The organism is Microbacterium sp. Leaf159 (genome assembly GCF_001423615.1).
Taxonomy (GTDB): domain Bacteria; phylum Actinomycetota; class Actinomycetes; order Actinomycetales; family Microbacteriaceae; genus Microbacterium.
This window is the reverse complement of record NZ_LMOU01000001.1, coordinates 2,369,699-2,395,572: the sequence shown is the minus strand read 5'-3', so window position 1 is coordinate 2,395,572 and position 25,874 is coordinate 2,369,699. Positions and strand designations below refer to the sequence as shown.

Here is a 25,874-nt window from a genome sequence, read left to right as displayed (position 1 = left end):
CCCACAACCCTCGGATTCCGGGGCCTGTTCTCGTGCGGCCGCGCTCAGCCGATGAGGCTGGGCTGCAGATCGCGCAGTGTGCGTCGGTGCGTCATCCGCGTCACGCCGATCGCCGCCAGAAGCAGCGCGCCGACCAGCCAGATGCCCAGCACGACCAGGTCCCAGCCAGCTCGACCCAGATTGCCTCCGTACATGAGCTGCCGCATCGCGTCGACGACGTAGCCGAGCGGGAGCACATGGTGCAGGGCGGCGAGGGGCGCGGGCAGCGTCTGCCAGGGGAAGGTTCCGCCCGCGGTGACGAGCTGCAGCACCATGAGCACGAGCCCCAGGAACTGCCCGACCGATCCGAGCCAGACGTTGAGCGCCAGGATGATCGCGGCGAACGTCGCCGACGCGAAGATCATGACCCCGAGCGTGCCGATGGGGTTGTTGAACGTGAAGCCGAGGGTGATCGCGAGGATCCCCATGAGGCCGAGCATCTGGACCGCGCCGAGCATGGCCGGGGTCAGCCAGCCCGCGAGCGTGACGCGGATCGGGGAGTGCAGGGCGGTGATCGCTCGGCGAGAGATCGGCTTGACGATGAGGAACAGTGCGTAGATGCCGATCCAGGCCGAGAGCGCGGCGAAGAAGGGAGCGAGCCCTGCGCCGTAGTCCTCGGCGGATGCGACCTTGTCGCTCGACACCTTCACCGGGTCGGCGATGGTGTCGGCCTGCTGGGTGCGCAGTTCGGGGGTCGATACGGGAATCTGCTCGACCCCGTCGGCCAGGCCGTCACGCAGCTCGGCCGTGCCGGATGCGAGGGTGCCGAGTCCGTCGCGCAGCTGGGCGGCGCCGTCGTTCGCGGCCGCCGCTCCCGTCGCGACGGTCTGTGCGCCGCTGGCGACGGTCTGCGCGCCGCTGGCGAGTGTCTGCGTGCCGCTGGCGAGCTGCGAGGCGCCGGATGCCACCGACTCGGCTCCGGCGGCGAGCTGGTCGACCTTGTCGACCGCGTTCTGTACGGTCGAGTTGCCCTCCTGCAGTCGGATTCCGAGCGGATCGAGGGTCGCGAGGACCCGATCGATCTGCTCCTGCGTCAGGCCCTGATCTGTGAGGACCGTCGCGATGTCCTGGCGTGCCTGGGGCAGAGCATCCGTCGCCTGCTGCACAGCCGACCCGGCGCGGTCGGCGACGTCGGCCAGCTGCCGGTTGCCGTCACTGACCTGCTGAGCCCCCGACGCCAGAGTCGCCGCGCCATCGGCGAGCCGAGACGCGCCGCCGGCCAGCTCCGACGTGCCGCCCGCGAGCTGAGACGTGCCGGCAGCGAGTTGGCTCGTGCCGTCGGCCAGGGTCGCGCTGCCCGTGGCGGCCGTGTTCGCGCCGTCGGTGAGCTGGTTCGCGCCGTCGACCGCGGTGACGAGGTTGTCGCGCACGTCGCTGAGCCCGGTGAGCAGCCGCTCGGCCGCTTCGCTGCCGACCATCTCGGCCACGGAGCTGCGGATCTTCTCGACAGCCTGCGTGCCCATCGACGACGCCAGGTAGTTGTTGGCGTCGTTGGTCTCGAGCTCGATGCGCGCCTGGTGAGGGTCGTCGCCCGAGGCGGAGGTCAGGGCGGCGGAGAAGTCGGTGGGGATCGTGACGGTGAAGTCGACGGTTCCCTCGCGGAGAGCATCCGCCGCCTCGTCGGCCGACATGCGCTGCCAGTCGAACGCGTTGCCCTCGATGAGGTTTTCGGCGACATCCTCGCCGTAGTTGACGGTCTCGCCGTTCGGCGCATCCGTTCCGGTGGTGGGAGTCGCCGCACCTTCGTCGTCGACCACCAGGGCGACCGGGACGTCGGGGAACTTGGCGTACGGGTCCTGGTTCGCCCAGAGGTACAGACCGCCGTACAGGATCGGCACGCACACGAGCGCGATCAGGGCGATGATGCCCATCTTGCTGGCGGTGAGGCGCCGCAGCTCGGCGGCGATCATGGAGGGAACCTTCATCGCTCGGCTCCGTTCTCGGTCGTGTCTGTGGGTGTGGCTGTGTCTGTGGGTGTGTCTGTGTCTGTGGCTGGCGTGTCGGTGGCTGGCGTTTCGTCTCGGTCGGCTTCGCCATCCGCGCTCAACGACCGGGGGTCCTCTTCATGCGGAGAGCCAGGAGCATCCGCGCGCGGTGCGTCGACCGACTCATCCGGGTTCTCCGACTCGGATGCCGGGGAGTCGGCGTCGGATGCCGGGGAGTCGGGATCGGTGGCGGGCGTCTCGAGCACGAGAGGCTGCACGGGACCTGAGGCGTTGATGGCCTCGAGCTCGTTCATCCGCTCGAGGGCGACCGCTGCGGACCCGCCGATGATGACGAGCATGGCGTAGCCGCGGTCGGCGAACTCCGACGCGATGCGCCACCAGCCGTCGGGGCTGCCGCCATGGCGGTCGGGGGAGACGAGCACGATGCCTTCGGTGCCCTCGCGCAAGATGGCGAGTTCGCACAGGATGCGCACGCGGGCCGCCGGATCGACGTTGCCGATCGGCACTCCGGCGAGTTCTCCGAAGCCGAGCTGGGTGAGCCAACGGCGGGCATGCAGCGGGGTCGCTCCGACCCCGGCGAACATGAGCTCTTCGCCGACGACGCCGGCGAGCGTGATGTCGGCGTGCGGGTCGCTGACGTCGGGGGCGTCGACGAGCGCGACCGCGCGGCGGAGCATCCGGTTGTTCGTCGTGCCGTCGACGGTGACGCGACCGGTCTCGGGCTTCATCCGTCCGCTGGCGATCAGGCCGAGCACGCTGGGGCGCTGCTCGGTCTCGGCGAGTGCGAAGCGCACGGCGCCGGTGTGGAACTCGAGGCTCGTCGTCGGCAGCGCCTGGCCGCCGCGGCCTTTGCTGACTTCGTGCAGCGTGATTCTCATGCGCTGATCTCCTGCGTGGCGACGATCTCGGGGTGGGCGGTGAGCAGGTCGTCGGCTTCGCGCCACGACAGCCCGGCGATGCTGAGGAGTGTGCGGACGGCGATGTTGTCGGCGCCGGTGCTCGCGGCGTCCGTGCGCGCCACGACCGTGCGGGCCACCTCTTCGATGAGCCGCGCGAGCGTTATGGCGGAGAGGTCGGTGCGGAAGCTGCCGTCGCTCTGGCCGCGCTCGGTGAGGGCCGCCACAGTGCGGCGCAGTGGGGCGAGGGCCTCTGCGGTGTGCTCGACGTGCGCCTCGTCGAGCGCGAGGGCCGCGGCGACCTGCACGTGCGCGGCCTCCTGCCAGAGCCTGGCGGCGAGACGGGCGAGGGCGAGGCGAGGGTCGGTGTCGGTCACGGATTCGGCGATGGCGTTGAAGCGCTGCGCGCCGACCGAGATGAGCTCGCGGATCAGCGCCTCGCGGTCGTCGAAGTGGCCGTAGAGGGTGCGGCGCGAGAGGCCGGCGTTGCGGGCGATGACGTCGATCGAGGCTCGCGGGTCGACGGCGAGCGTGGCGCGGGCCGCGTCGAGGATGCCGGCGCGGTTCTCGACGGAGTCGCGGCGGGGAGCACGGGTGGTCATGCACCCATCGTACTTAATGTGCACAGATGTGTGCAAGATAACTCGGCGGACTCACAGGAGCCCCGTGGCCGCTCGTTCACAACCTCAGCATGGATCGTCGCCGAGAGCTTCACACAGCGTGATTCGGCCCGGTGCTCGGCGTCCATGCTGAGTTGTGGACGCGAAACCGCGGCCACACAGAAAAGGAGGGGGCGGATGCCGCAGCATCCGCCCCCTCCTTGAGAAACGTGGTGTCAGTCGAGCCCGGAGTCGAAGGCCGCGCCCTCGGAGGCCGTGTCGACGGCGTCGGCGAAGTTCTCATCGGCCTCGGAGACCGAGCCCTCCACGGCGCCCGTGATCTCACCGGACTCGCCGGCGGTGACACGGCCGACGAGCTCGCCGGTGGCGCCGCCGATGAGGCCGAGACCCGCGTACTGCTCGAGGCGCGAGCGCGAGTCCGCGATGTCGAGGTTGCGCATGGTCAGCTGTCCGATGCGGTCGACCGGGCCGAACGCGGCGTCGCCGACGCGCTCCATCGAGAGCTTCTCCGGGCCGTACGACAGGTTCGGCGACGTGGTGTCGAGGATCGTCCAGTCGTCACCGCGGCGCAGGCGGATCGTGACCGAGCCCGAGATCGTGAGGCCGACCCAGCGCTGGATGGACTCGCGCAGCATGAGCGACTGCGGCTCGAGCCAGCGTCCTTCGTACATCAGGCGACCGAGGCGGCGACCCTGCTCGTGGTACGTCGCGAGGGTGTCTTCGTTCAGGATGCCGTTGACCAGGCGCTCGTAGGCGATGAACAGCAGCGACATGGCCGGTGCCTCATAGATGCCGCGCGACTTGGCCTCGATGATGCGGTTCTCGATCTGGTCGCTCATGCCGAGGCCGTGGCGTCCGCCGATCGTGTTCGCCTTCTGCACCAGGGCCACCGGGTCGGTGTACTCGACGCCGTTGATGGCGACGGGGCGCCCTGCCTCGAACGTGACCGTGACGTCTTCGGTCTCGATCGCGACCGAAGGGTCCCAGAACTTGACGCCCATGATCGGGTCGACGGTCTCGAGCGAGACGTCGAGGTGCTCGAGGGTCTTGGCCTCGTGCGTCGCGCCCCAGATGTTGGCGTCAGTGGAGTACGCCTTCTCCACCGAGTCGCGATACGGGAAGTCGTGAGCCTGGAGCCACTCGCTCATCTCCTTGCGGCCGCCGAGCTCGGTGACGAAGTCGGCATCGAGCCACGGCTTGTACACGCGCAGGCGCGGGTTGGCGAGCAGGCCGTAGCGGTAGAACCGCTCGATGTCGTTGCCCTTGTAGGTCGAGCCGTCGCCCCAGATGTCGACGCCGTCCTCCTTCATGGCGCGCACGAGCAGCGTGCCGGTGACGGCGCGGCCGAGAGGAGTGGTGTTGAAGTACGTCTTGCCGCCCGAGCGGATGTGGAAGGCGCCGCACGAGAGGGCGACGAGGCCCTCTTCGACCAGGGCGGTCTTGCAGTCGATCAGTCGCGAGGCCTCAGCGCCGTATTCGAGCGCGCGGCCGGGGATCGACTCGATGTCGTCTTCGTCGTACTGCCCGAGATCGCCGGTGTACGTGTAGGGGACGGCGCCCTTGTCGCGCATCCACGCGACGGCGACGGAGGTGTCGAGTCCTCCGGAGAAGGCGATGCCGACGCGCTCGCCGACGGGAAGTGACTGGAGGACCTTGGACATGGTTCCCAGTCTATCGGCGGCGTGTCGGCTGTTTCGGACGGGGATGCGACTCAGCGTGCGTCAGCGGCTTCGAGTTCGTCGAGCGGCGCGGGCTCGGCTATCGGCCGTGCCAGCTCACGCCGCTGATGCGCGGCGTAGCGACCGCCCCAGTCGGTCAGCGCCTCGACGAGGGGCATCGATCCGCGGCCGAGGTCGCTCAGCCGGTACTCGACCTTGGGCGGGACCTGCCGATAGACCGTGCGGATGAGAAGCCCGTCGTCCTCCAGCTCGCGCAGCTGGCGGGTCAGCACCCGGGCGGTCGGCTCGTCGAGCAGCCTGCTGAGCTCGCCGAACCGCAGCACCTCGTGCTCGCCGAGAAGGCTGAGGATGCTGGGCTTCCAGGCCCCGCCGAGCACCGCGATCGAGACCTCGGCGTCACACGCGTCGCCCCACTCCCGGACGATGCGCTCCGTCTTCTCTCTCATCGGTCTGCCTTCCGCTGCGTCATGGTATCCAAACGGTCACTATGTACCATCGATGACCGTACTTGTCTGAAGTGTACCTGCGGCGCGAGACTGAGGCAGTGACCTTCCCCATCCCTGTGGCAGCCGCGCGAATCCGCCCGGCTCGGCATCCGTGGCTCGCCATGATCCCCCTGCTTCTCGGCATCCTGATCGGCGCGCTCGCGATCAGCAGCATGTCGACCGCATTGCCGGCGATCCGCGGCGACCTGGTCCTGAGCGACAGCGGCGCCCTCTGGCTCGTCGACGTGTATGCGCTCTCGCTCGCTGCGACGCTGATCGTCGCCGCCCGCATCGGCGACGCATTCGGACGCAAGCGGATCGTGCTCCTCGGCCTCGCCGGCTTCGCCGTGCTCAACGTCGTCGGCGGATTCGCCCAGGACGGGATGCTGCTGATCGTCGTGCGCGCGCTCCTCGGCGTCGCCGAGGCGTTCGTCGTGGCCGGCGTCGTCGCCACGATCGGTGCGCACTACCACGCACGGCAGCGCGTGCTGGCGTACGGGCTGTGGACCGCGACCTTCGGTGCCGGCAGCGCTCTGGGCCCGGTGCTCGGTGGCATCGTCACCGAAGGCCCGGGGTGGCGCTGGCTGCTGCTGGGCAGCGTGCCGCTCGCGGTCGTCGCAGGAGTGCTCGCGATCTGGCTCGTCCCTGATTCCCGCAGCTCGCGGCCGCCGTCATGGGACATCCTCAGCATCCTGTCGTCGATCGTCGCCCTCGGCGCTCTCGTCTTCGCGCTGCACGAGGTGCTCGCGGCTCCCCTCGCCGCGGGCGTCGCCGGAGTCGTCGCGGTCGGGACGCTCGTGTTCTTCATCCGCCGTCAGCAGACTCTGCGCGAACCCCTCATCGACATGCGACTCTTCCGAGTGCCGGGGTTCAGCCCCGCCATCGTGCGCATCGTGGCGAGCAGCGGTGTGTCGACGGCATCCGTGCTGCTGGTGAGTCTGCACCTGCAGGATGCGCGGGGATTCAGCGCGGCCGAAGCCGGCATCGCGATCCTTCCGCAGGCGGTGGCGATCGCTCTCGGCGGGGTGCTTGCCCCGGTGTTCCTCCGGTGGCTCACCTCGCCCACGCTCACCGTGGTCGCCCTCGTGGTGCAGGGGGCGGGTCTCGCCTGGCTCGCGACCGGCGTCGATCTCGTCGCGATTCCGCTCGTGCTGGTCGGTGTCGGATTCGGGATCGCGGCCACCCTCGCCGCGACGACGCTGTTCGACGTGACCACCGAAGACGACGCCGGTCAGGTGGGTGCGATCCAGGAGGTCGGCTTCGCTCTCGGTGGCGGCCTCGGGATCGCTGTCCTCGGCACGATCGCCTCGATCGTCGGGTCCCGCGGCTTCCTCGTCTCGCTCCTCGTCGCGACCGGCCTGGTCGTCGCCGCTGCGCTCGTGCCGCTGTGGAGACGCGCTCCGAAGCCTCCGATCCTCGACCCCCGCTGAAGAAAGGCCCTCCGTTGTCCGCATCTCGCCCGACCGTCCACTGGATCTACGCCCACCCCCAGGAGAACTCGTTCAACGCCCGGCTGTTCCGCGACGGGGTGGAGGCTCTGTCGCGCGACCACGACGTGGAGATCACCGATCTGTACGGTCAGGGTTTCGACCCCGTGCTCGCTGCCCCTGACCTGGGCGAGCCTCTCGGAAGGGAGGGCAGCGTCGTCGACCTCATGGGCGAGGCCTATGCCGCGGGCCAGCTGCCGTCGGATGTGGCCGAGGAGCAACGCAAGCTGGGGGCCGCCGATCTCGTCGTGCTCCAGTTCCCGCTGTGGTGGTACGGGCCGCCGGCGATCCTCAAGGGGTGGTTCGATCGCGCGCTGACCAACGGCTTCGCGTACGGCCCTTCCGACCCCGAGACCGGTCTGCCTCTGCGCTACGGCGAGGGTCCGCTCTCGGGTCGGCGAGCCCTCGTGATCGTCACGGCAGGTGAGGACGACCGTTCGATCGGAGAACGGGGTGTCAGCGGCGACCTGGACTCACTGCTGTTCCCCGTGACGCACGGCACCCTCTGGTACACCGGCATAGAGCCGCTCGACCTGCACGTCATCCATGACGCCGACGGGCTATCACCTGCGGGCATCGACCAGGAGAGCGCGCGGCTCGTCGATCGGCTCGCCGGGATCCGCGACGAATTGCCGACCAGTCCGTATCGCCGTCTCCGCGACGGCGAGTACCACGGCACCCGCGCGCTCCGGGCGGATCTGCTGCCCGGGCGCACCGACCTCGGCATCCATCGCGTCCCGGTCGACTGAACCGCTCACCGCTCCGATCGGGGCGACGCGGGGAGGCCAGTCCGGTGCCTCTGCAGTTTCCGCCCGAGCGGTGGCAGAGTGTCCCTGAAGGAGGCGGCACATGGGCGGAGCGATTCTGTGGGGCATCGTCGCGGCGTCGCCTCTGATCATCGGTGCGGCGCTCGCGCTGCTGCGCACCTGGCCGCCGCGCTGGCTCGGCATCGTGCTCGGCTTCGGTGCGGGTGCCCTGATGGCATCCATCGCCTTCGAGCTGTGGGAGGAGGGGCTGGATCTCGCGGGCCCCATCCCGCTCATCGTCGGCGTCGTGGGTGGTGCGCTGGCGTACTTCATCGCCGACCGGATCCTCGACGCACGGGCCGCGAAGTCGAAGAACCAGGGCTCGGGGGCTGGCGTGCCTCTCGCGCTCGGGGCGTTGCTCGACGGCATCCCCGAACAGCTGGTGCTCGGCATCGGGCTCGCCTCCGGCGAACCGGTGAGCATCGCGCTGGTCGTCGCGATCGTCGTCTCGAACCTTCCCGAGTCGATCGGCTCTGCCGCCGACCTGCTGAAGGGCGGCATGGCGAAGTCGCGTGTGCTGCTGCTCTGGGCGGGCATCTCGGTGGTCTGCGCACTGGCGACGGTCGCGGGCTTCGGGCTCGCGAGCGCCACGGGTGACGACTTCCGTGCCGGGGCGAGCGGCTTCGCGGCCGGCGCCCTGCTCGTGATGCTCGTCGACTCGATGGTGCCGGATGCGCAGGAGAAGGCCAAGCAGGTCACGGGGCTCGCCACAGTGCTGGGCTTCGCGCTCGCCGCGGGGCTCTCGCTCGCGTCCTGAGGGGTAGAGAGCACCGCTCCCATCAGTTCTTGGATCTGGCCGGTACTGCGCCAGTCACCCTGCCAGCCCGACGCCCACTATGACGACGATGACCGCTGCTCCGTATGTGACGGCGTAGGCGACGATCACGCGCCGCCGTTCGAGCGGCAACTTCGAAGTGCGAGTTCCCTCTGCCTGGGGCTGCTGAGGACTCGTCTCGTCGCTGCTGTGTTTCTTCTCAGTCCCGTTTCCCACACGGATGCGACCGACGATCATCCGCGCTACAGCAGTCACTGCGATGGCAACGCCGACCCCCATGGCGATGACCCCAGGCGTGCTCCACCCGTAGGCAGGGAGGCAAAGGTCCCTCCAACCCACCAACGACGTCCCGGGGCCGATCAGCGCGAGGACGCCGGTAATGCTCGCGCCCCATAGAGGAACAGCATTCCAGAGGTTGCGCTGGAACTCGGGGCCGTCGCGGTATGCGGCGCGCCCCAACAGGATCAGCCAAGGGCTGAGCACGATCGCAGCAATCCCGAACCCGAAAGCCAGCATGTACGTAATTCCTGCAGGAACACAACTCGAGTCCATCGTCACCATCACCATCACCAGTAGTAGTTGAACATGAGTGCGCACCCCACGCCGACTCCACCAACTGCGCCGACACCGGTGGAGAATGCCGTATTTTCGCCACTGATATCCGTGCCGTACGCTGAGCCCTCAATGTAGCCGCCAACGCCGAATGCCGCGCTGCAGTTGCCTGAGATCGAGGTTGTTCTCGTTGTTGGCCCGTTGAACGTAACACCTGTCGAGACTGACCCATCGAAAGTCGCTTTCGGGCCGATCCCGATTCCAAAGTGATCATTGCCGTACTCGCCACACACCAAGTAGCAGGCGTTGATTGCCCAGCCGACTTGTGCATTCTTGGAGATGCTACTTATGAGCGTGTCCCACTGGCGACCTTGTGGGTTGTCCCAGAATGCCGCCCGAGAAGCCTCGGCCCGGACCGTGATTCGCGTCGTATAGTTCATCTTTCGTTGGATCGTACGGCTTACCGAGATGATTCGCTTTTGGTAGTCCTTCGCGGGCGCAATGGACCACTTTTCGCCGCTGAGGTCGTGTCCGTTGATGGGATCGGTGTGCCAGGAGTAAGCATTTGCGCCTCCACCTTCGATGGGGTCTACCTGGAGGAAGCGGCCGAGGGCGGGGACATACAACCTCACGCCCATTTCAACGACGAGCGTCGACCCGGCAGACTCGGCAGGCTTGAGCGCACCTTGATGCCAGAGGGTGTTCCCGGAGACCTGGTTCGTGTCATCAGTCCCGGCGGTCCCGATGGCGAAGGCGGTGGGGTCGAGGGGCTGTCCGAATGGGTCCCACAGCATCAGGGCCCCGTTGGTGCCCCCGGTTCGGGTGATGAGCCCGTGGCCGCCCAGCCCGGGGAACGACCAGGTGATCGTGCTGGCCCGGTTCGTCCATGACACCCCGCCCGGGAGCCCGAGGCTGCGGGTGAGTGCGGTTCCATCTGTCTGTCCCCACGCGGCATCCCCGGCTGCGGCGTACAGATATCGGGCCGCACCTGCGGGCGTGGCTCCTGCGGGGTCAGTGGTGCGGGACGCGATGCGTCCGGTCGCGTCCCGGTGGATCGTGACTGTGGTCCCGTCGTCGTAGGTTGTGCCGATGTGCCGGTTCGCGGCGTCGTAGGTGAACTGCATGTCGGCGAGGCGGATCGTGTTGCCTCGCGCGTCGTAGACGATCTCCGATGCGGCGAGGCCGTCGGCGACGCTCGTCGCTCCGGGGACGGCGCCGGTCACGGTCGTGGACAGCAGTCGGTCGGCCCAGTCGTAGCAGGAGGTCGTAAAGGTGGTGACGGGGGTTTGCCCGGGTGCGGTCCACACGTCCGTGGATCCGGTGCGGTTGCTGGATCGTCCGGCTGAGTTGTTCGGGCCGCATCCGCCGGTCGAGTCGAACGTGTAGGTGAGTTCGTGTCCGGGGATCGTCGCGGACGTCAGCCGGCCGGCGGCGTCGTACCCGTACGTGGACGAGTGCGTGGTCGGCCCGGTCGCTGTGGTCTGTTGCACGATCCGACCGGATTGCGAGCGGATGATGCTGTCGGTGACGACCTGCCCACCGACGGACCACTGCTGAGATGCGACGCGCTGTGAGGGGTCACGTCCGATCTGAGTCAGACCCGATCCATCCGGGTAGGTGATCTGCTGCAGCCGTTGCAGGGCGTCGTAGGTCACCCCGGCGAGCTGTGTGCCGTCGACGGTGACGGAGAGCACCTTGCCGTCCGCGTCGTACGTGTAGGCGGTCACCGACGCGACTCCGCCCGCGGGCGTCGTGGACACTTGGGTGACGCGACCTGAGGCGGGGTCGTAGGTCGGTGTGGTGACCGTTCCCCACACGTCCGTGTAACTGATCGTCCGCCCCAACAGATCAGTCTGGGTCGTGATCGTGGAGCCGTTCGGCGATCCAGCGACGGAGACACCGGACGTCGTATGCGTGTATCCGCCGCCGGCTGTCCTGACGGTCTCGGTTGTCGCGGTCGAGATCGTCGTCGCACCCGATGGGCCCACCACAGTCGACGAGGAGACCTTGCCGCGATCGTCGTACGTCACACATGACCAGTCGGTGTCCGCCGAGGTTTTCGTCGCGAGGGTTCGACCCCATGCGTCGTATGCGAACTGGGTCGTGATCGCCGACCCCGCCGCGGGTGTCGGGCCGGTGGTGGATTTCACCATCCCGACCTGCTTAGTGTTCGCGGGGATGCCGCACACGGCTGGTGCGTTCTCGAGCTCGCCGTAATAGGTGGAGGTGGTCTTCGCGGTCGCGGGTGCGCCCGCGGCGGTCGCGGCGGGCAGCGCGCGCGTCAGGCGCCGCAACCATCCCGAACTGCCGGGCTGCTCGAACGCGTTCGCGGTCATGAGTGCGAGCCCGTCCGGGTCGATCGTTGACGAGGTCGCCTGCCCGAGCCAGGGGTGCTGGTATCCCACTGTCGCGACGGTTGTGGGTGCCGCGGCACCGAGGACGGTCGTCGAGTCGTCGGTCGTCGTCTTCGTCACCAGACCGTAGTCAGGGCGCAGGGCCGTTCCGGGGACGATCGATGCGGTCGTTCCGGACGTGGGGGTGCGCCACTTCAGCTGCAGCGACGCCGTGGAGGTGTCGTCGCGGTACTCGACGCGGATGCGTCGGCTCTCTCCCGCGGCAACCGTGATCGGCACGCCGACGCGTTCGGCGGGCCCGCCTTCCCATTTGTCGACGACGAGGGTGTCACCGATCCAGACTCGTGCGCCGTCGTCGCTGTTGGTGACGAAGGTGTACTGGCCGGCGTCCGGGAACGTGACGAGCCCGGTGAGTCGCAGCGACCAGTTGTCGGCGGGGATCCCGGTGCCGGGCGCCGCGGTGGCCCAGTTCCGGTCCACCGTGCCGTTCGCGCCGCCGACCCCGAGGTCGATCAGTGCGGGCTTGCCCGCGAGATGAGGGTTGGCGTAGAACGTCGACTGCAGGCCCTGCAGGCCGCCGTCGTAAGTCGTGGAGGTGTGCGACGGGAGGATGCCGCATCCGCTGGTGCCGAGCGGGTTCGCCACGGGTCGGCCGTCGGGTTGGAAGCATGCCGCGGGCGCGGCACCATAAGTGTCAGTCGCGCGATCCGTGGCGGGGTCGTACACCGTGGTCGACTTCGTACCCAGCGAGTCGGTCGCAGACAGTACGAGGTCCTTCGTCGGGTGCCATTCCTGCGTTGTGGTGACGCCGAGCGGAGTAGGTCTCGAGCAGTGCATGACCTGCGAGGTCGAGGATCAGTCCGGCGCAGGCCGTGCGGACCTCGTCGTGGGCCGTGCTGTCCTCGATGACCAGGGCGACGGCCGCGCTCATGTCGAGGAGTAGATCAGCGCTGGTCGGCAAGCCGGAGCTTCCGGATGTCCTCTGGCGTGAGCGTGGTCCCGCTGCCGCGGACGATCAGACGTCCGTCCTTCTCGACGACATCGTCAGGGGCCGCGACCTCGATATGGATGCCCGTTCCGTCGATCATGATGTCGACCGGCCCCGGAAGGATGCCGAGGCGCTCACGGATCGACGCGGGGATCACGATCCGCCCCGCTATGTCGATGGTCGTATGCATCCCATGACGCTACCGTCGCAGCGGTAGAGGCGACAGAGCTCACTGGAATCCTGGATAGTCCTTCAACTTCTCCTCGAACTCCGCCTGGTCGTCCTCGCTCAGCACGGCGCTCGCGATCACGACCATCTGCAGGCCCTCGAGCGGTTCTCCGGTGCGGGCGTTCTGCGCCTCGCGCGTCTTGAGGAAGTCGCCCGTGGGATCGTTCGAGAGGTCGTAGATGTTGGCGTACAGCCGCATCGGGTCGGGGTAGTTGTCGGTGTAGTACTCCCACGTGTGCTGCTCGCGGGGGTCCTCGCTGCCGTAGAGCTTCGCGATCATCGTCGGGTCGATGCCAGAGAACTCGCCGTTGAACGAGTACAGCGGGGGCAGCCCGTGCTCGGCCACGACCGAGTCGATCGTCGCCATCACGTCGAGCTTGGTGCTGTAGTCCTGGATCGGCTCGGTGGTCGCCCATCCGATCGACGTGTACTCGACGAGCATCGACTCCCCGCCGTAGCCGTTGCGCTCCGGACGCAGGTCCTCGTCGCCGACCTGCACCCACTCGTACCCGTACTCCGCGGTGATGCGCTCGCGGATCTCGGCGAACAGGCCGTCGGCCTCAGACCTGACCTCTTCGAGCGACTGCTGCTGCAGAGCATCCTGCGGATCGGTGCCCTTGATGCCGGGGTAGGCCTCTTCGTGCTTCTGCTCCTCGCTCTTCATGCCGTCGTAGCTGCCTGACGCGGAGGTCTGCAGCGCGCCGATTCCGCCGACCGTGGCGACGTTGAAGACGAGCGTGATCCCGAGGGCGACAGCGGCGAGCGTGCGCCCGCGCGCGGTGAACAGAGTGCCGATGATCACGGCGACGACCACGAGCTGCAGAGCGAGCATGGTGACGCCGTACAGGGTGTCGGTCGCGCCGACGGCCAACGTGATGAGCAGGATCAGCGCGAACAGGATGCCGACGACCAGGGCGATCCAGCCGAGGGCGTTCGCCGGCTTCTTCGCCTCGGATGCCGTCGCGGTGGCCGTGGCAGCGGGGGCCGGTGCACCGTACTGCGGCGGCGTGACGGCCCCTGACTGACGGCGTGCGTTGCGATAGCCGCCGGGTGGCGGGACGGGCGGCGCCCCCTCGGTGCCGGCGACGTAGCGCGCCCGCTGCTTCTCGTGATCCATCACCATGGCTTGTCCGTCCCCGAGCCGCCGCCGTCGTCGCCCTGCTGCTGATCGCGCTCCTGCGTGCCCTGCTCGAGCTTGTCCTTGAGCTCTTCGAGTTTGTCCTCGGAGGGCTGCGGCTCGGGCTCTCCCTGCTGCTCCTCGGGAGGGGACTCCTGCTCGCTCTGCTGCTTCTGCTTCAGGCGGTCCTCGAGGCCCTCCTTGCTCTCCTGCAGGTCGCGGTCGGGGTCGGAGGTCTGCTGCTGCGCCTCGTCGCTGTTGCACTCCTCGGGCATCTCGGTCGTGACCGTGAGAGCCTCGCCGTAGAGCGCGGCCGCGCCCGCACCGTCGCCGTCCGCACGGGCGGCATCGCCCATCCGCTCGATCACCAGCGCGAGGTTGATGCGCACGCTGCACACCTCGAGGCCGGTCGCGAGGTCGAGCGATTCCTCGAGCTTGCCGCGAGCCTCGGGGAGCTTCTCGGCGCCGGCGAGGGCCGTGCCCACGTTGAACGGCGCCTTGTAGGGCTCGAACCAGTTGAGGAACTCCTGGCCGCGCGCCGAGGACTCCGAACCCGAGAAGTCGTCGGCGACGTAGGCGGTGATCGACTGATGTGCGAAGGCGTACATGCTCAGGATCTTGCCGACGAAGAGGAGCGCTGCGAGCGTCAGCGGCAGGGTACCGATCGCGACCCAACGGCGGATGCGACGGCGTCGCCGATTCGAGGCGAGCAGCGCGGCGGCGGCCGCCGCCCTCAGGTCGTCGGAGCCGGCGGACGGTGCAGCGCCCTCGCGGGTCGACAGGTCGGTCATGCGGCACCTCCGTCGGTGGGACGCTTCTCGCGACGGCCGCGGGGGCGGGTGCGCGCGGACGGCGCCCGCAGCAGGCGCAGCCTGGCCACGAGCATGCTTGCCCGCGCGAGTTCGACGCCGAGCAGGGCCAGCACCACGAGGGCGGCGATCCAGTAGAGCTCGGTGACGTTGCCGACCGATCCGGACTCGGCGTAGTTCGTCGTGGTCGACGGCGCTTCGGGCAGCGTCAGCTCCGTGTCCGCGGTGCGGTGCTGGTACTCGACTCCGAGTTCGGCCGCGATCGCCTCGAGGTTGCCCTCGTCGATCACCGACAGCGCATTCGACCCCTGGTACTCGATGTACTCGCCCGACCCCGATCCGTCGAGGCCGCCGGTGGTCAGCTGCATCGGACCGCCCTCGGCGGTGCCGTAGCCGAGCACGGCTCCGGCATCCGTGAAGCTCTCACTGCCGTCGAAGGGCTCGGGCGCCGAGGTGACGGTCTGCTCGCCGTCGCCGAAGTAGAAGACCATGCGGGAGCGGTCGGGGGAGGCGGCCGCCGCGTTCGAGAGGGTGTCGGCGAGCAGCTGGTTCGCGAGGCCGATCGAGCTGCCGCGCGACTGACTCGTCACCTCGGGCCGCAGCACGTCGAGCGACGAGACGAGCGAGGTCGTGTCGGTGGTGAGTGGCATCCGCAGGTCGGCCGAGGCGTCGAACGTGATCAGCGCGAAGCGGGCTCCGGGGTACTCGTCGACGATGGTCTGCACGTCGGCTCGCACGCCGTCGAGGCGGGGCTGATCGCCGTCCCAGTCCTCGGCGACGATGCTCGCGGTGGTGTCGACGACGAGCACGATGTCGGTGTCCGTCGCGAGCGTCTGCGTGACTCCCCCGGGGATCCCCGGTCGCAGGAACATGAAGAAGCACGCCAGCAGCATGACGAGCCGCATGACCCACAGCGCCTTGTCCTTGCCCTTCGCCTTCGTCAGGGCGATCACGGCGAGAGCCGCCACGGGCACGCACAGCAGCACCAGGAGGAAGACGTTGAGCACGGGCTGGAAGATCACAGCTTCACCCTCCACAGCACCACGATGAAGGAGAGCATCGAGATCATCAGGATGACGATCCAGAGGTCGGGTGTGTCGGTCCAGACGACCTGCGCCTGGCCCTTCAGCTCGGTCGCCTCCTGCTCCTGCACCTGCTCGACGATGTCGCTGACGGTGGTGGTGTCGCGCAGACCGTAGGCGGCGCCGCCCGTGGCCTCCGCGGCCTTCGTGAGCTCGGCGCTCACGTCGGCGTCCTTGCCCTGCACGGGGTTGAGCGCGAACACCCGCACGTCGATCGAATCGGCGTAGGCGGCGGCCTCGTCGAGGGTCACGATCGAGGCGCCGTTGACCTCGTTGTCGGTGGCGAAGATGATCGACCGCGAGCGCTCGTCGTCGGGGTGGTCGAACGCCATCGTGCAGGCGGCGAGGCCGTCGCCGATCAGCGATGCGCCGTTGCCGTTGAGCGTGCCGACCCAGTGCTCGGGGATCGACTCGGTGAAGTCGAAGCTCTCGCGGATGCTCTGCAGGTGGCCGCGGATGAACTCGTAGTCGTCGGTCAGCGGGAAGATCTGCACGGGCGAGCTGTTGAAGATCGTCAGGCCGATGCGCTCGCCCTCGAAGTCCTCGAGGAGCTCCTCGAAGACCGTGAGCACCTCGACGTCGACCTCTCGCATGGAGCCCGAGACGTCGAGGCACAGCATGATGTCACGGCTCGTGTTGACGGGCTGGATCGTCTGCGACGACATCGGTCGCGCCGACACGACACCGGCGGAGAGGGCCGCGACCACACCGAGCAGCAGGATGCCCGACAGCGCGAGCACTCGGCGGTTCAGTGCGGTGCGGAAGGTCGGCAGAGCGCGCAGGCGCTCGGCGCGGGCGACGCGAGCGCGCTCGTGCTCCTCGGTCTTCGCACCGCTGCGCAGTCCGACGATCACGCCGACGACGATCGCGACGATCACGACGCCCGCGGCGACGAGGATCAGCCACCAGTTCGCTAGTGCCATGTGCGCACCACCGTTCTCGCGGCCTCGGCACCGGCGACCGGGTCGATCGCCGGACCCTGACGGAAGATGCTGGGGTAGTAGTGGCGGCCCATCGCATCGATCAGCGCGGGGTGCACCCCGCGCGACACGAGGTCGTCGAGTGCGAGCACCGGAGCCTCGAGCCCGCTGTACTCGTTGACGAACGTGCGCACCACGCGGCTGAACTCGAGGTTGGCGTTGCGTGCCGAGAGGGTGCGGGCGCGGTAGTCGTCCTCGATGCGCTGGATGCGGTCGAGATACTCCACGCGCAGCTGCGACAGCACATCCATGGTGAGCAGCTGCGGCCCCTGCGTCTCGCCGGTCAGGGTGAGATCGCGACGGGGGCGCGTGAGGGCGACCAGCAGCCAGGCGGCCGAGATCAGCAGGATCAGGATGCCGAAAGCGAGCAGGATCCAGCCCCAGCCGTACTGGGCCGGAGGGTAGAGCTCATCAGAGCCGGGCATTCGACCTCCGATTCAGCAGCTGCAGCAGCTGCGAGACGGCGTCGTCCTGACCGGCCAGAACGCTGTGGCTGATCTCCATGCGCTTGAGGACCTCAGCGAGACGGGCGGCATCGGCTTCGGTCTGGGCGGTGAGCTCGCGGATGATGTCGAGGTCGCCCTGCACGAAGTCCGGCACCTCCCACATGCTGTCGACGTCGCTGCGGATCGTGTTCGTGGTGTGGTCGAGCACCGGATCGGCGTCGCTCACGGTGAGCCACAGCACGTCGTGCTGCACGCGCAGTCGGCGCAGCATCCGCTCGGTCTCGTCGGTGACGGGGGCCTCGTCGGTGATCACGCAGACGATCATGCGCCGCGAGATCGTGCGGGTGACATACGAGAGCAGGGCGTCGCGGTCGCTCGACGCGGTGCTCGAATCGATCGCCTGGTCGATCGTGCGCAGGGCGTGCTCGAGTGCGCCCTCGCTACGGCCGGGCGCACGTCGGCGCACGCGGTCGGAATCGCCGTAGACCAGCGAGAAGTCGTCGCCGTGGCGCAGAGCCAGCACACCGAGCACGCCCGTCGCGAGGATGGCGAGATCCTTCTTCGATTTCTCGTCGTGCGCGAGGGCCGCCATCGACCGCCCCGTGTCGACCACGAACAGGATCGTGTGCATCCGCATCGCGCGGTGCCTCTTGACGAGCGGCGTGCCCAATCGTGCCGTGGCTCGCCAGTCGATGTCGCGCACCTGATCGCCGTACTCGTACTTGCGCAGGTCCTCGAAGTCGAGGCTGCGCCCGTGCAGCAGCGACGCGTAGGCGCCGTCGAGCGCGTGCAGCGACTTGCGCGACGAGTGGATGAAGAGCTTGCTCTTCACCTGGGTGATCAGGCTGGCCATGGCGGGATCAGGGCGTGGGCACGGACGCGAAGATCTGGTCGATGATCTCCTCGCTGCGGATGCCCTCGGCGTCGGCCTCGAAGGTCAGCAGCACGCGGTGACGGAGCACCAGGTGACGGAGCGAGCGGATGTCCTCCGGCAGCACGTGAGCGCGTCCGTTCAGCAGCGCCAGGGCACGGGATGCCTGCAGGAAGGCGATGCTTGCACGAGGGCTCGCGCCGTACTTGATGAAGCGGGCGCGGTCCTCGCCGATGTAGGGCGCGGGGTTCCTGGTGACGTAGGCGATCGAGACGATGTAGTTGCGGATCGCGGGGTCGACGTAGATGCGGCTCGCGACGTCCTGCAGCATGTGCACGTCGTCGAGGCTGATCGCGCTCGAGACGTGACGGTCGGGGTCGAGCACGCCCGAGTCGATGCGTCCGAGGATCTCGAACTCCTCGGCGGGACTCGGGTACTCGACGATCTCCTTGAGCAGGAAGCGGTCCATCTGCGCTTCGGGCAGCTCGTACGTGCCCTCCTGCTCGATGGGGTTCTGCGTCGCGATCACGAGGAACGGCTTCGGCAGGTGGTGCACCTCGCCGCCGATTGTGGTCTGGTGCTCCTGCATCGCCTCGAGCATGGCGCTCTGGGTCTTGGCGCTCGATCGGTTGATCTCGTCGAGCAGCACGAAGTTGGCGTGCACGGGGCCGAGCACGGTGCGGAACGATCCGGTCGCCGCGTCGTAGATCTGGTTGCCGGTGATGTCGCTGGGCAGCAGGTCCGGGGTGCACTGGATGCGCTTGAACTGCGCCTTGACCGTGTCGGCCAACGTGCTGGCCGCGGTGGTCTTCGCAAGCCCCGGGACGCTCTCGAGCAGGATGTGGCCGCCCGCGATCAGCGAGATCAGCAGGCTCATGCGCAGTCGCTCCTGGCCGACCATCTTCGCGGAGTAGGCGTCGGAGACCGTCTTGAGCACCTCGCTCGCGCGGCGGAGCTCGGCCTCGGTGGGAGCCTCGGACTTCTTCGACGCCGACGACGATGCCGCGGGGGTCGGGGCCGCGGCGGAAGCCGGGGCTGCCGCGGCGGATGCTGCCGCGCGGGTCGTGGGGGCGGGCGGAGCCGGGGGCACGGCCTGGGTGGAGGGTGCCGGCGGAGGCGGCGGCGTCGAACCTGCGGAGGGGCCGGGCGCGTAGGGCTCGTTCATCGGTGTGTCTCCTCGTTCCCACGGGGACGCGTCGACGATCCCCCGTCGACCAGCGTAACCGCATCCGGTCTCCCCGCTCCGGCCCGGATACGGATGCAGGTCGAGATCACGGATGCATGCTCAGAACGGCCCGTGCGGCATGCATCCGTGATTCCGGCCTGCAGGTGTCGGTCTGCGCGCGCGGCGACGCGTATATCGCCGGGCGCGATGAACCCGTGATTAGCTGAACCTTCGATCTTCGGATGATGCGGGAACGATGAAGAAGCCCAGAACGATGCCGCGCAGTGCGCTCGAGTACTCGATCGGACGACCGCTGTGGGTGGCCGTCGTCGTGCTGAACGTGATCCTCGCGGCCGTCGCCACTGTGCTGTGCGTCTTGATGTATCTGCAGGACACCGCATCCATGCGCCCGATCCTGGGTGTGCTCATCGCCGTCCCCGCGCTCTGGTGGGTGATCGCGGTGACGCTGTGGCTCACGACGCTGTCTCGCCGACGCGTCAGCGCGGAGGACATCAGTCGGGCGAGCGCGAGCGTCCCCGGGGGGATCCTCCTTCCCGGATCGAAGCTCGTGCCCGCGATGACGCTGGTCGCGGCGCTCGCCGCGGCGTCGACCTTCGCGGTCGCGGCGGTGACCGTCAGCGGTGTGTGGCGCATCGTCTGGGCACTGTTCGCGGTGCTGCTGCTCGGTCCGATCGTCAGCTACCTGATCTCGCTGCGGCAGCCTCGTCGACTGTTCCTGCATCCCCGCGGGCTCGGGTCCGGGACTTTCCACCTCGATGCCGAAGTGCACTGGGACGACATCCAGAGCATCGACCTCGGCGTCGGCATGAACAACTCGATGGTGCTCAAGGTCGCCGTGCGTCCCGGGGCCGTCAGCTATCGGGAGCGGTGGCGTCATCCGTTCTCGCGCAGGCGCGGCGTGATCGATGTCGACCCCTCAGTGCTGGGCGTGGACGGAACGCTGCTGTGGCTCGCGCTTCGCCTCTATCGACTGGAGCCGTCGACGCGGGAGGAGCTCCGCGGCGACCGGGTGCCCGGTCGACTTCTCGATCCGCGGGAGGCCGTGGCCACAACCCCGCAGCACGTGAGTGCTCCGGTGCTCTCGGTGTTCAGCCCTGAGGGCGCGATCCGCTAGCCGCGTCCGTCGCGCTGCCGCGCCGGCGGCCGACCCAGACAACGAAGCACGCGACGCCGATGATGGCGATCGCGATGCCGACGATGTACCCCGAGACGCCGAGGTAGCCGCCGGGCACGAGGTGCGGGTTGAGGAACGGGTACGGGTACCACCACGCCTCGCCGGTGGCGGGGGCGATGATGAAGTTCGCGCGGATCATCGTGTAGACGACCCACACGATCGGGAAGATCGCAACGATGGCGACGGCGCTCCAGCCGAGTGCCCGTCGGCGAGGGGCGAACAGCAGATCGACCAGGAGGAACAGCGGGATGACGACGTGCAGCACCTCGTTCGACCACGGCACGGTCACGCCCTGGGGCAGCTCGACGTTGCGGAGAAGCGTGTTGTAGACGATGCCGGTGACGATCATGTAGGTGCTCACGCAGGCCAAGACGATCGCGAACCACGTCGGCTCCGGCGCGGTGTCGCGGCGGTGGCGCAGTGCCCAGATCGCGCCGATCGCCAGAATGATCACCGCGAGCACGTTCGACAGGATCGTGAAGAAGCTGAGGAAGTTCGCGGCGACAGTCGGGATGTGCTGGCCCCATGCCGTGGTCGCGTTGAGTGCGTTGCCGATGCTCTGGGCGAGCTGCGCGACGATCGCCGCGAGTCCGAGCACGGCTGCTGCGAGTCGTGCAAAGGGCCACCAGGTCGTCATATTCGCCTCCGCGCACACTTTATCGGTCACGAAGTGTCGTTGTCGCTAGACCGATATGTCGATATGTCGATAGCGTCAGCGGGAGAGCACATCGCGCGGCCGGGAGGGGCATATGAGCGAGGGCACGGCAGGATCGACGACCACGGAGCCACGCAAGCGGTCATGGCGGGGGAGGGCCGGCCTCAGCATCCAGTCGAAGCTCCTCATCATGCTTCTGGCGGTGAGTCTCGTCTCGTCGGTGATCGTGGGGACGATCGGGTTCCTCAACGGCAGGCAGTCTCTGCACGACTCTGCGGTCGACCAGCTGATCACCATCCGCTCGATGAGGGCTGCAGAGATCACCGACGCGCTCGAGACGGTGAAGCGCGACGCCTCGCTGAACTCGCGCAACCTCAGCGCCCAGTCGCTCTCGACCTCGATCAACGAGGGCTTCGAGGAGCTGCAGCTGCACGAGCCGGAGCCGGGTGAGCGCGCGGAGCTCGAGACGTACTACAAAGACTTCTTCATCCCCCAGCTCGAAGGTCGTACCGGCGACGAGTACGGCGACAGCGCGTTCATTCCCGACTCGGTGGCGGGGCAGCACCTGCAGTCCCACTTCACGACGCAGAACCAGGACTTCGACGCCGACTACGACACCCTCCTCAACGACAACGATCCGGGTGACGGAACCCTCTACGGCGAGGCATCGGTGCGGTACGGCGACTACTTCACTCGCCTTGTCGAGGAGGCGGGCTACGAGGATGCTCTGCTGATGAACCTCGACGGCGACGTCGTGTTCTCGGCCTACAAGGGACCCGAGCTCGGCACCAATCTGCTGACCGGGCCGTATCGCGACACGGTGCTCGCGGGTGCCTACGCGGATGCGATCGCCACGAACTCGGTGAACACCGTGATCCTCACCGACTTCGAGCGGTGGATCCCGTCGCTCAACGTCCCGACCATGTGGGTCATCTCCCCGGTGGGAAACAGCAGCCGCATCACCGGAGCCATCGCGTTCCAGGTGTCGATCGACACGATCAACGACCTCACCACGGGTTCCGAGGGCTGGGAAGAGCAGGGCCTCGGCGACACCGGCGAGGTCTATCTCGTCGGCCGCGACGACCTGATGCGCAGCAACTCGCGCCGACTCATCGAGAACCCCGAGAACTACGCCGAGATCGCGATCAACGGCGGCGTCCCGCCGAGCGTCGCCGAGCGGGCGGTCGAGGTCAACGGCACGGTGCTGCTGCAGCAGGTCAACACCCAGGCCGTCGCGGATGCTCAGGCAGGCCGCTCCGGCACGACGATCGGCCGCGACTACCTCGGCCGCGAGAGCGTCACGGCCTACGCGCCGCTGGAGGTCGAGGGGCTCGACTGGGTGATCATCGCGCGGATCGACTCTGAGGAGGCGTTCGCCCCGGTGAGCGACTTCACCCGCACCGTGCTGCTGTCGCTGCTCGGCATCCTGCTGGGCGTCTCGCTGCTGTCGCTGCTGCTCGCCCAGGTGTTCACGCGCCCGGTGCACAGGCTCGTCGGTGCGGTCCATCGCGTCGCCGAGGGCGACCTCGACGTGCAGGTGCCGCAGGGATCGCGCGACGAGTTCGGCGACCTCGGCAGTGCGTTCAACGACATGGCCTCGAGCCTGCGCATCAAGCAGGAGCTGATCGACGAGCAGCAGGCCGAGAACGAGAAGCTACTACTGACACTGATGCCCGAGAGCGTCGCTGCCAAGTACAAGCAGGGTGACGAGGCGATCTCGGAGGCGCACGAGAACGTGTCCGTCGTGTTCGCCGAGCTCGTCGGCTTCGACGATTACGCCCGCGGCCTCACCACCGAGCAGGAGATCGGCCACCTCAACACCCTGATGCGCGGCTTCGACGAGGCGGCCGAGAAGGCGGGTGTCGAGAAGGTCCGCACCCTTCGCGGCGGCTATCTCGCCTCCTCCGGGCTCATCGTCCCGCGCGTCGACAACGTGCGCCGCAGTGTCGATTTCGCCAAGAACCTGCTCGGCGTCGTCGAGCGGTTCAATGCTCAGAACGGCTCGTCGATCGGCATCCGTGCCGGTGTCGACACCGGCACCGTGACGAGCGGTCTCGTCGCACGGACGACCCTCGCCTACGACCTCTGGGGCGACGCCGTGAACCTCGCCTACCGGGTGCGCTCGGTGACCGGCGAGCCCGGCGTGTACGTGAGCCAGACCGTCTACGACCGCACACGCGAGATCTTCACCTTCACCGAGGCGGGCACCGTCGAAACGCACGGCAAGAGCGAGACCGTCTGGAAGGTGAGCTGACATGCTCGACGACGCGTTCCGCGACGGCTGGGGCTGGTGGGTCATCGCCCTCGCCGTCGGCGTGCCGGTGCTTCTCGTCGTCCTCACCGAGCTGATCAACGGACTCCGACGCCGCAACAACCCGCTCGCGGGACCCCTGCGCCTGCTGCGCAACGGGGTGATCCCGGTCGGCGCACTGTTCGCGCTGCTGGCCTTCGCGATCCAGTCGCCCGCCGACCAGGTGTGGACCCGCGTCGCCGCGACGGTCTTCGGGTTCCTCGTGATCCTGCTGCTGCTGTCGTCGTTCAACGTCGCGCTGTTCGCCAACGCCGCCGAGGACTCGTGGCGCAAGCGGATCCCGACGATCTTCGTCGAGATCGCCCGTCTCGTGCTCGTCGCCCTCGGTCTCGCTCTGCTGTTCTCGTGGGTGTGGGATGCCGACGTGGGCGGGCTCTTCACGGCCCTCGGTGTCGGGTCGATCGTGATCGGCCTCGCGCTGCAGAATGCGGTCGGCGGCGTCATCTCGGGCCTGCTGCTGCTGTTCGAGCAGCCGTTCAAGATCGGCGACTTCCTCGATGCGGCAGGCGTCAAGGGGCGGGTGGTCGAGGTCAACTGGCGTGCCGTGCACATCGACACGGGCTCCGGCATCCAGATCGTCCCGAACTCGAGCCTCTCGGGGGCGTCGTTCACGAACCTCTCCGAGCCGGACGGGCCGTACTCGGCATCCACCGACGTGAAGTTCGCGACCGATGACCCCCCGCACGAGGTCATGGCTCTGCTCGTCGAGGTCGCCGATGCGCTGCCGATGCTCGCCGACCGGGAGCGCGCCTCCGTCAGCTATTCCGGGGGTGGGGCGTACGGCGTCTCGATTCCGGTCGCGGGACCCGCGGATGCCGGACGCGCACTCTCGATGTACCTGTCGTGGGTCTGGTACGCGGCGCGGCGGCGTGGATTCGCGCTCGACGGCGATGCCACCGACCCGATCGCCGAGCCCGGTCGCCTCGCCGAGGCGCTGGCCGAGATCGCCGGAACGCTGCACCTGCACGACGACGATCTCGAGGCGATGACGCAGAACTCGCATCTCGAGCGCTACGGCGTCGGCGAGGTCGTCCTCGCCAGCGGTGTCGTTCCCGACGAGGTGCGGGTGGTCGTGTCGGGTCGAGCGGTGCTCGCGATCGAGGTCGACGGCGGTCGCGTCGAATTCACGTCGGCGGAGAAGGGCGACCTGATCGGCCAGACTGCGCTCACCCGCGAACGGACGCAGGCCGTGACGGTCGCGGGCGAGATCCTGACCGTTCTCGTGCTGCCGCTCGCCACGATCGACGAGCTGATCCGCACCCGCCCGAGGCTCGCCGCCGAGATCGGGGAGTCGCTCGAACTCAAGCGCAAGCTCGCGGGTGACATGCTCGCGAGCGTCGAGGCGCAGCGCGGGTCGATCCGTCAGCGCCGGTCGGTGTCACCGCGCTGAGGGTTCAGCCCGCCTGGGTCAGGACGTGCGGCGACCCCACTTCATCCGGGTGACGAGCACGCCGAGCAGGCACAGCGCGCCGCCGACGAACATCAGCGGGGTCGGCACCTCACCGAGGATCGCCCACGACATCAGGATCGCGATCGCAGGAACGACGTAGGTCGTGGCCGACGTCTGCCCGGCGGTGCTGCGCTGCAGCACGTAGGCCCAGGTCGTGAACGCGATCGCGGTCGGGAAGATGCCGAGATACACGACCCACAGCGTCGAGCCGAGGGGTGCGGTCTGCAGTGCGCCGATCAGGCTTCCCACCCAGGGCAGCAGCGCGACGGTGCCGGCGGCCGCGCCGAGGAAGGTGAGGGTCGTCGCATCGGTGCCCCCGCTGAGCAGGCGCTTCTGCAGCAGGGTGCAGCCGGCGTACATCACGGCGGCCAGCAACGCGAGCAGCAGCCCCGTGATGTCGGGCCCCTCGCTCGTCGACGAGTTCATGCCGATCAGCACCACGCCGAGGAACGCGATCGGGGCTCCGATGATGAGTGGCTTCGGGAAGCCCTCGCGCAGGAACAGTCCGCTGAAGACGACGACCATGAGGGGTGCGAGGTTCACGACCATCGCCGCCGTGCCCGCATCGAGGGTGCGCTCGGCGGCATTCAGCGCGAGGTTGTAGACGCAGAACCAGCCGACACCCCACACCGCGACGAGCCACCACTGCCGGCGCTCGGGAAGACGGATGCCGTGGCGCACCGCGATGATCGCGAGCACCACGGTGCCCACGGCCATGCGCAGCAGTGCCAGGGCGCCGGGGTCGAAGTGCGGACCTGCACCGCGGATGCCGATGAACGCCGACGCCCACAGCACCACCGTCACGAGGGCGGCGACCAGCACGAGCGGACCCTGTGTGCGGGGCTTCTCGGGATTCAGGCTGTCGTCGCGCTGGACGGGACCGGTCTTCGGCATCCTTCGATCCTGGCACCGGCCACCGACATCGGCGATGCGCCGAA

Annotated in this window: 24 protein-coding genes; 6 read left to right on the top strand and 18 right to left on the bottom strand. The window is 68.4% G+C overall.

The features are described 5' to 3' along the window. Positions 1–44 precede the first annotated feature (44 nt). From ASF80_RS11280 to ASF80_RS11260, 5 genes are all read right to left on the bottom strand, one after another. Positions 45–1,964, bottom strand: coding sequence for a YhgE/Pip domain-containing protein (locus ASF80_RS11280; protein ID WP_056310800.1), 1,920 nt, complete (start codon positions 1,962–1,964; stop codon positions 45–47). Continuing rightward, on the bottom strand, positions 1,961–2,863 hold the full coding sequence (locus tag ASF80_RS19180) for a hypothetical protein (RefSeq protein ID WP_200934773.1): 903 nt from the start codon (positions 2,861–2,863) through the stop codon (positions 1,961–1,963). Before ASF80_RS19180 ends, ASF80_RS11280 begins: the two co-directional genes overlap by 4 nt. Next, positions 2,860–3,483 (bottom strand): TetR/AcrR family transcriptional regulator, encoded by a 624-nt coding sequence (locus ASF80_RS11270; protein WP_056310798.1) that lies wholly within the window; start codon positions 3,481–3,483, stop codon positions 2,860–2,862. Before ASF80_RS11270 ends, ASF80_RS19180 begins: the two co-directional genes overlap by 4 nt. Positions 3,484–3,716: 233 nt before the next feature. Continuing rightward, positions 3,717–5,162 carry an argininosuccinate synthase gene (gene argG, locus ASF80_RS11265; protein ID WP_056310796.1) on the bottom strand — a complete coding sequence of 482 codons (1,446 nt, stop codon included), beginning with the start codon at positions 5,160–5,162 and terminating at the stop codon, positions 3,717–3,719. A 50-nt stretch (positions 5,163–5,212) separates the two neighbouring features. After that, the gene (locus tag ASF80_RS11260) at positions 5,213–5,626 is read right to left on the bottom strand and encodes a winged helix-turn-helix transcriptional regulator (RefSeq protein ID WP_056310794.1); all 414 of its coding nucleotides are present in this window, start codon (positions 5,624–5,626) and stop codon (positions 5,213–5,215) included. Between the two features lie 98 nt (positions 5,627–5,724). Between ASF80_RS11260 and ASF80_RS11255 the strand changes: the two genes are divergently transcribed. The 3 genes from ASF80_RS11255 (at position 5,725) to ASF80_RS11245 (ending at position 8,715) form a co-directional block, all read left to right on the top strand. Then, positions 5,725–7,095 carry an MFS transporter gene (locus tag ASF80_RS11255; RefSeq protein ID WP_157521039.1) on the top strand — a complete coding sequence of 457 codons (1,371 nt, stop codon included), beginning with the start codon at positions 5,725–5,727 and terminating at the stop codon, positions 7,093–7,095. Positions 7,096–7,109: 14 nt separating this feature from the next. Beyond that, positions 7,110–7,901, top strand: coding sequence for an NAD(P)H-dependent oxidoreductase (locus ASF80_RS11250; protein ID WP_056310790.1), 792 nt, complete (start codon positions 7,110–7,112; stop codon positions 7,899–7,901). Between the two features lie 100 nt (positions 7,902–8,001). Next, entirely contained in the window at positions 8,002–8,715 is a 714-nt protein-coding gene (locus ASF80_RS11245; protein WP_056310788.1) for a ZIP family metal transporter, read from the top strand. A 54-nt stretch (positions 8,716–8,769) separates the two neighbouring features. Here ASF80_RS11245 and ASF80_RS11240 read toward each other — a convergent pair whose 3' ends face one another. From ASF80_RS11240 to ASF80_RS11195, 11 genes are read right to left on the bottom strand one after another with little or no spacing between them, the layout of a single operon-like run. Further along, entirely contained in the window at positions 8,770–9,300 is a 531-nt protein-coding gene (locus tag ASF80_RS11240) for a hypothetical protein (protein WP_157521038.1), read from the bottom strand. After that, the gene (locus ASF80_RS11235; protein ID WP_162239130.1) at positions 9,300–12,284 is read right to left on the bottom strand and encodes a PA14 domain-containing protein; all 2,985 of its coding nucleotides are present in this window, start codon (positions 12,282–12,284) and stop codon (positions 9,300–9,302) included. Before ASF80_RS11235 ends, ASF80_RS11240 begins: the two co-directional genes overlap by 1 nt. 49 nt (positions 12,285–12,333) lie before the next feature. Further along, a complete protein-coding gene (locus ASF80_RS19175) occupies positions 12,334–12,570 on the bottom strand; it encodes a hypothetical protein (protein WP_200934772.1) in 237 nt (78 codons plus the stop codon). A gap of 13 nt (positions 12,571–12,583) precedes the next feature. Next, complete coding sequence (locus ASF80_RS11230; protein WP_082488285.1) at positions 12,584–12,817, bottom strand: AbrB/MazE/SpoVT family DNA-binding domain-containing protein; 234 nt, start codon at positions 12,815–12,817, stop codon at positions 12,584–12,586. A 39-nt stretch (positions 12,818–12,856) separates the two neighbouring features. Next, positions 12,857–13,978 carry a hypothetical protein gene (locus ASF80_RS11225; RefSeq protein ID WP_056310781.1) on the bottom strand — a complete coding sequence of 374 codons (1,122 nt, stop codon included), beginning with the start codon at positions 13,976–13,978 and terminating at the stop codon, positions 12,857–12,859. Beyond that, a complete protein-coding gene (locus tag ASF80_RS11220; protein ID WP_056310779.1) occupies positions 13,972–14,763 on the bottom strand; it encodes a hypothetical protein in 792 nt (263 codons plus the stop codon). The genes ASF80_RS11225 and ASF80_RS11220 overlap by 7 nt, the downstream gene beginning before the upstream one ends. Then, positions 14,760–15,803 (bottom strand): vWA domain-containing protein, encoded by a 1,044-nt coding sequence (locus ASF80_RS11215; protein WP_056310777.1) that lies wholly within the window; start codon positions 15,801–15,803, stop codon positions 14,760–14,762. Before ASF80_RS11215 ends, ASF80_RS11220 begins: the two co-directional genes overlap by 4 nt. Further along, positions 15,800–16,786, bottom strand: coding sequence for a vWA domain-containing protein (locus tag ASF80_RS11210; RefSeq protein WP_235559949.1), 987 nt, complete (start codon positions 16,784–16,786; stop codon positions 15,800–15,802). The genes ASF80_RS11215 and ASF80_RS11210 overlap by 4 nt, the downstream gene beginning before the upstream one ends. Continuing rightward, positions 16,777–17,268 carry a hypothetical protein gene (locus ASF80_RS11205; RefSeq protein WP_056310775.1) on the bottom strand — a complete coding sequence of 164 codons (492 nt, stop codon included), beginning with the start codon at positions 17,266–17,268 and terminating at the stop codon, positions 16,777–16,779. The genes ASF80_RS11210 and ASF80_RS11205 overlap by 10 nt, the downstream gene beginning before the upstream one ends. Further along, the gene (locus ASF80_RS11200; RefSeq protein WP_056310773.1) at positions 17,255–18,142 is read right to left on the bottom strand and encodes a DUF58 domain-containing protein; all 888 of its coding nucleotides are present in this window, start codon (positions 18,140–18,142) and stop codon (positions 17,255–17,257) included. The genes ASF80_RS11205 and ASF80_RS11200 overlap by 14 nt, the downstream gene beginning before the upstream one ends. 7 nt (positions 18,143–18,149) lie before the next feature. Then, a complete protein-coding gene (locus tag ASF80_RS11195; RefSeq protein ID WP_235559948.1) occupies positions 18,150–19,325 on the bottom strand; it encodes an AAA family ATPase in 1,176 nt (391 codons plus the stop codon). A 256-nt stretch (positions 19,326–19,581) separates the two neighbouring features. On the opposite strand from ASF80_RS11195, the gene ASF80_RS11190 reads away from it, so the two are divergent. Continuing rightward, on the top strand, positions 19,582–20,460 hold the full coding sequence (locus tag ASF80_RS11190) for a hypothetical protein (protein ID WP_157521037.1): 879 nt from the start codon (positions 19,582–19,584) through the stop codon (positions 20,458–20,460). Here ASF80_RS11190 and ASF80_RS11185 read toward each other — a convergent pair. Continuing rightward, entirely contained in the window at positions 20,435–21,157 is a 723-nt protein-coding gene (locus ASF80_RS11185) for a Pr6Pr family membrane protein (RefSeq protein ID WP_056310769.1), read from the bottom strand. The genes ASF80_RS11190 and ASF80_RS11185 overlap by 26 nt on opposite strands. Before the next feature lie 112 nt (positions 21,158–21,269). Between ASF80_RS11185 and ASF80_RS11180 the strand changes: the two genes are divergently transcribed. Both ASF80_RS11180 and ASF80_RS11175 read left to right on the top strand, forming a co-directional pair. Continuing rightward, positions 21,270–23,429, top strand: coding sequence for an adenylate/guanylate cyclase domain-containing protein (locus ASF80_RS11180; RefSeq protein ID WP_082488284.1), 2,160 nt, complete (start codon positions 21,270–21,272; stop codon positions 23,427–23,429). Position 23,430: 1 nt separating this feature from the next. Then, on the top strand, positions 23,431–24,876 hold the full coding sequence (locus tag ASF80_RS11175; RefSeq protein WP_056310767.1) for a mechanosensitive ion channel domain-containing protein: 1,446 nt from the start codon (positions 23,431–23,433) through the stop codon (positions 24,874–24,876). Positions 24,877–24,894: 18 nt separating this feature from the next. On the opposite strand, the gene ASF80_RS11170 is transcribed toward ASF80_RS11175, so the two are convergent. Further along, positions 24,895–25,830: a DMT family transporter gene (locus ASF80_RS11170; RefSeq protein ID WP_056312036.1), complete on the bottom strand. Its 936-nt coding sequence runs from the start codon at positions 25,828–25,830 to the stop codon at positions 24,895–24,897. Positions 25,831–25,874 lie beyond the last annotated feature (44 nt).

Coding starts and splice junctions, on each gene's coding strand:
- ASF80_RS11230 (WP_082488285.1), bottom strand. CDS start 12,817: ATGCATACGACCATCGACATAGCGGGGCGGATCGTGATCCCCGCGTCG.
- ASF80_RS11190 (WP_157521037.1), top strand. CDS start 19,582: ATGAAGAAGCCCAGAACGATGCCGCGCAGTGCGCTCGAGTACTCGATC.
- ASF80_RS11205 (WP_056310775.1), bottom strand. CDS start 17,268: ATGCCCGGCTCTGATGAGCTCTACCCTCCGGCCCAGTACGGCTGGGGC.
- ASF80_RS11200 (WP_056310773.1), bottom strand. CDS start 18,142: ATGGCCAGCCTGATCACCCAGGTGAAGAGCAAGCTCTTCATCCACTCG.
- ASF80_RS11240 (WP_157521038.1), bottom strand. CDS start 9,300: ATGGTGATGGTGACGATGGACTCGAGTTGTGTTCCTGCAGGAATTACG.
- argG (WP_056310796.1), bottom strand. CDS start 5,162: ATGTCCAAGGTCCTCCAGTCACTTCCCGTCGGCGAGCGCGTCGGCATC.
- ASF80_RS11260 (WP_056310794.1), bottom strand. CDS start 5,626: ATGAGAGAGAAGACGGAGCGCATCGTCCGGGAGTGGGGCGACGCGTGT.
- ASF80_RS11245 (WP_056310788.1), top strand. CDS start 8,002: ATGGGCGGAGCGATTCTGTGGGGCATCGTCGCGGCGTCGCCTCTGATC.
- ASF80_RS11185 (WP_056310769.1), bottom strand. CDS start 21,157: ATGACGACCTGGTGGCCCTTTGCACGACTCGCAGCAGCCGTGCTCGGA.
- ASF80_RS11225 (WP_056310781.1), bottom strand. CDS start 13,978: ATGGTGATGGATCACGAGAAGCAGCGGGCGCGCTACGTCGCCGGCACC.
- ASF80_RS19175 (WP_200934772.1), bottom strand. CDS start 12,570: ATGAGCGCGGCCGTCGCCCTGGTCATCGAGGACAGCACGGCCCACGAC.
- ASF80_RS11170 (WP_056312036.1), bottom strand. CDS start 25,830: ATGCCGAAGACCGGTCCCGTCCAGCGCGACGACAGCCTGAATCCCGAG.
- ASF80_RS11195 (WP_235559948.1), bottom strand. CDS start 19,325: ATGAACGAGCCCTACGCGCCCGGCCCCTCCGCAGGTTCGACGCCGCCG.
- ASF80_RS11175 (WP_056310767.1), top strand. CDS start 23,431: ATGCTCGACGACGCGTTCCGCGACGGCTGGGGCTGGTGGGTCATCGCC.
- ASF80_RS19180 (WP_200934773.1), bottom strand. CDS start 2,863: ATGAGAATCACGCTGCACGAAGTCAGCAAAGGCCGCGGCGGCCAGGCG.
- ASF80_RS11180 (WP_082488284.1), top strand. CDS start 21,270: ATGAGCGAGGGCACGGCAGGATCGACGACCACGGAGCCACGCAAGCGG.
- ASF80_RS11270 (WP_056310798.1), bottom strand. CDS start 3,483: ATGACCACCCGTGCTCCCCGCCGCGACTCCGTCGAGAACCGCGCCGGC.
- ASF80_RS11220 (WP_056310779.1), bottom strand. CDS start 14,763: ATGACCGACCTGTCGACCCGCGAGGGCGCTGCACCGTCCGCCGGCTCC.
- ASF80_RS11280 (WP_056310800.1), bottom strand. CDS start 1,964: ATGAAGGTTCCCTCCATGATCGCCGCCGAGCTGCGGCGCCTCACCGCC.
- ASF80_RS11210 (WP_235559949.1), bottom strand. CDS start 16,786: ATGGCACTAGCGAACTGGTGGCTGATCCTCGTCGCCGCGGGCGTCGTG.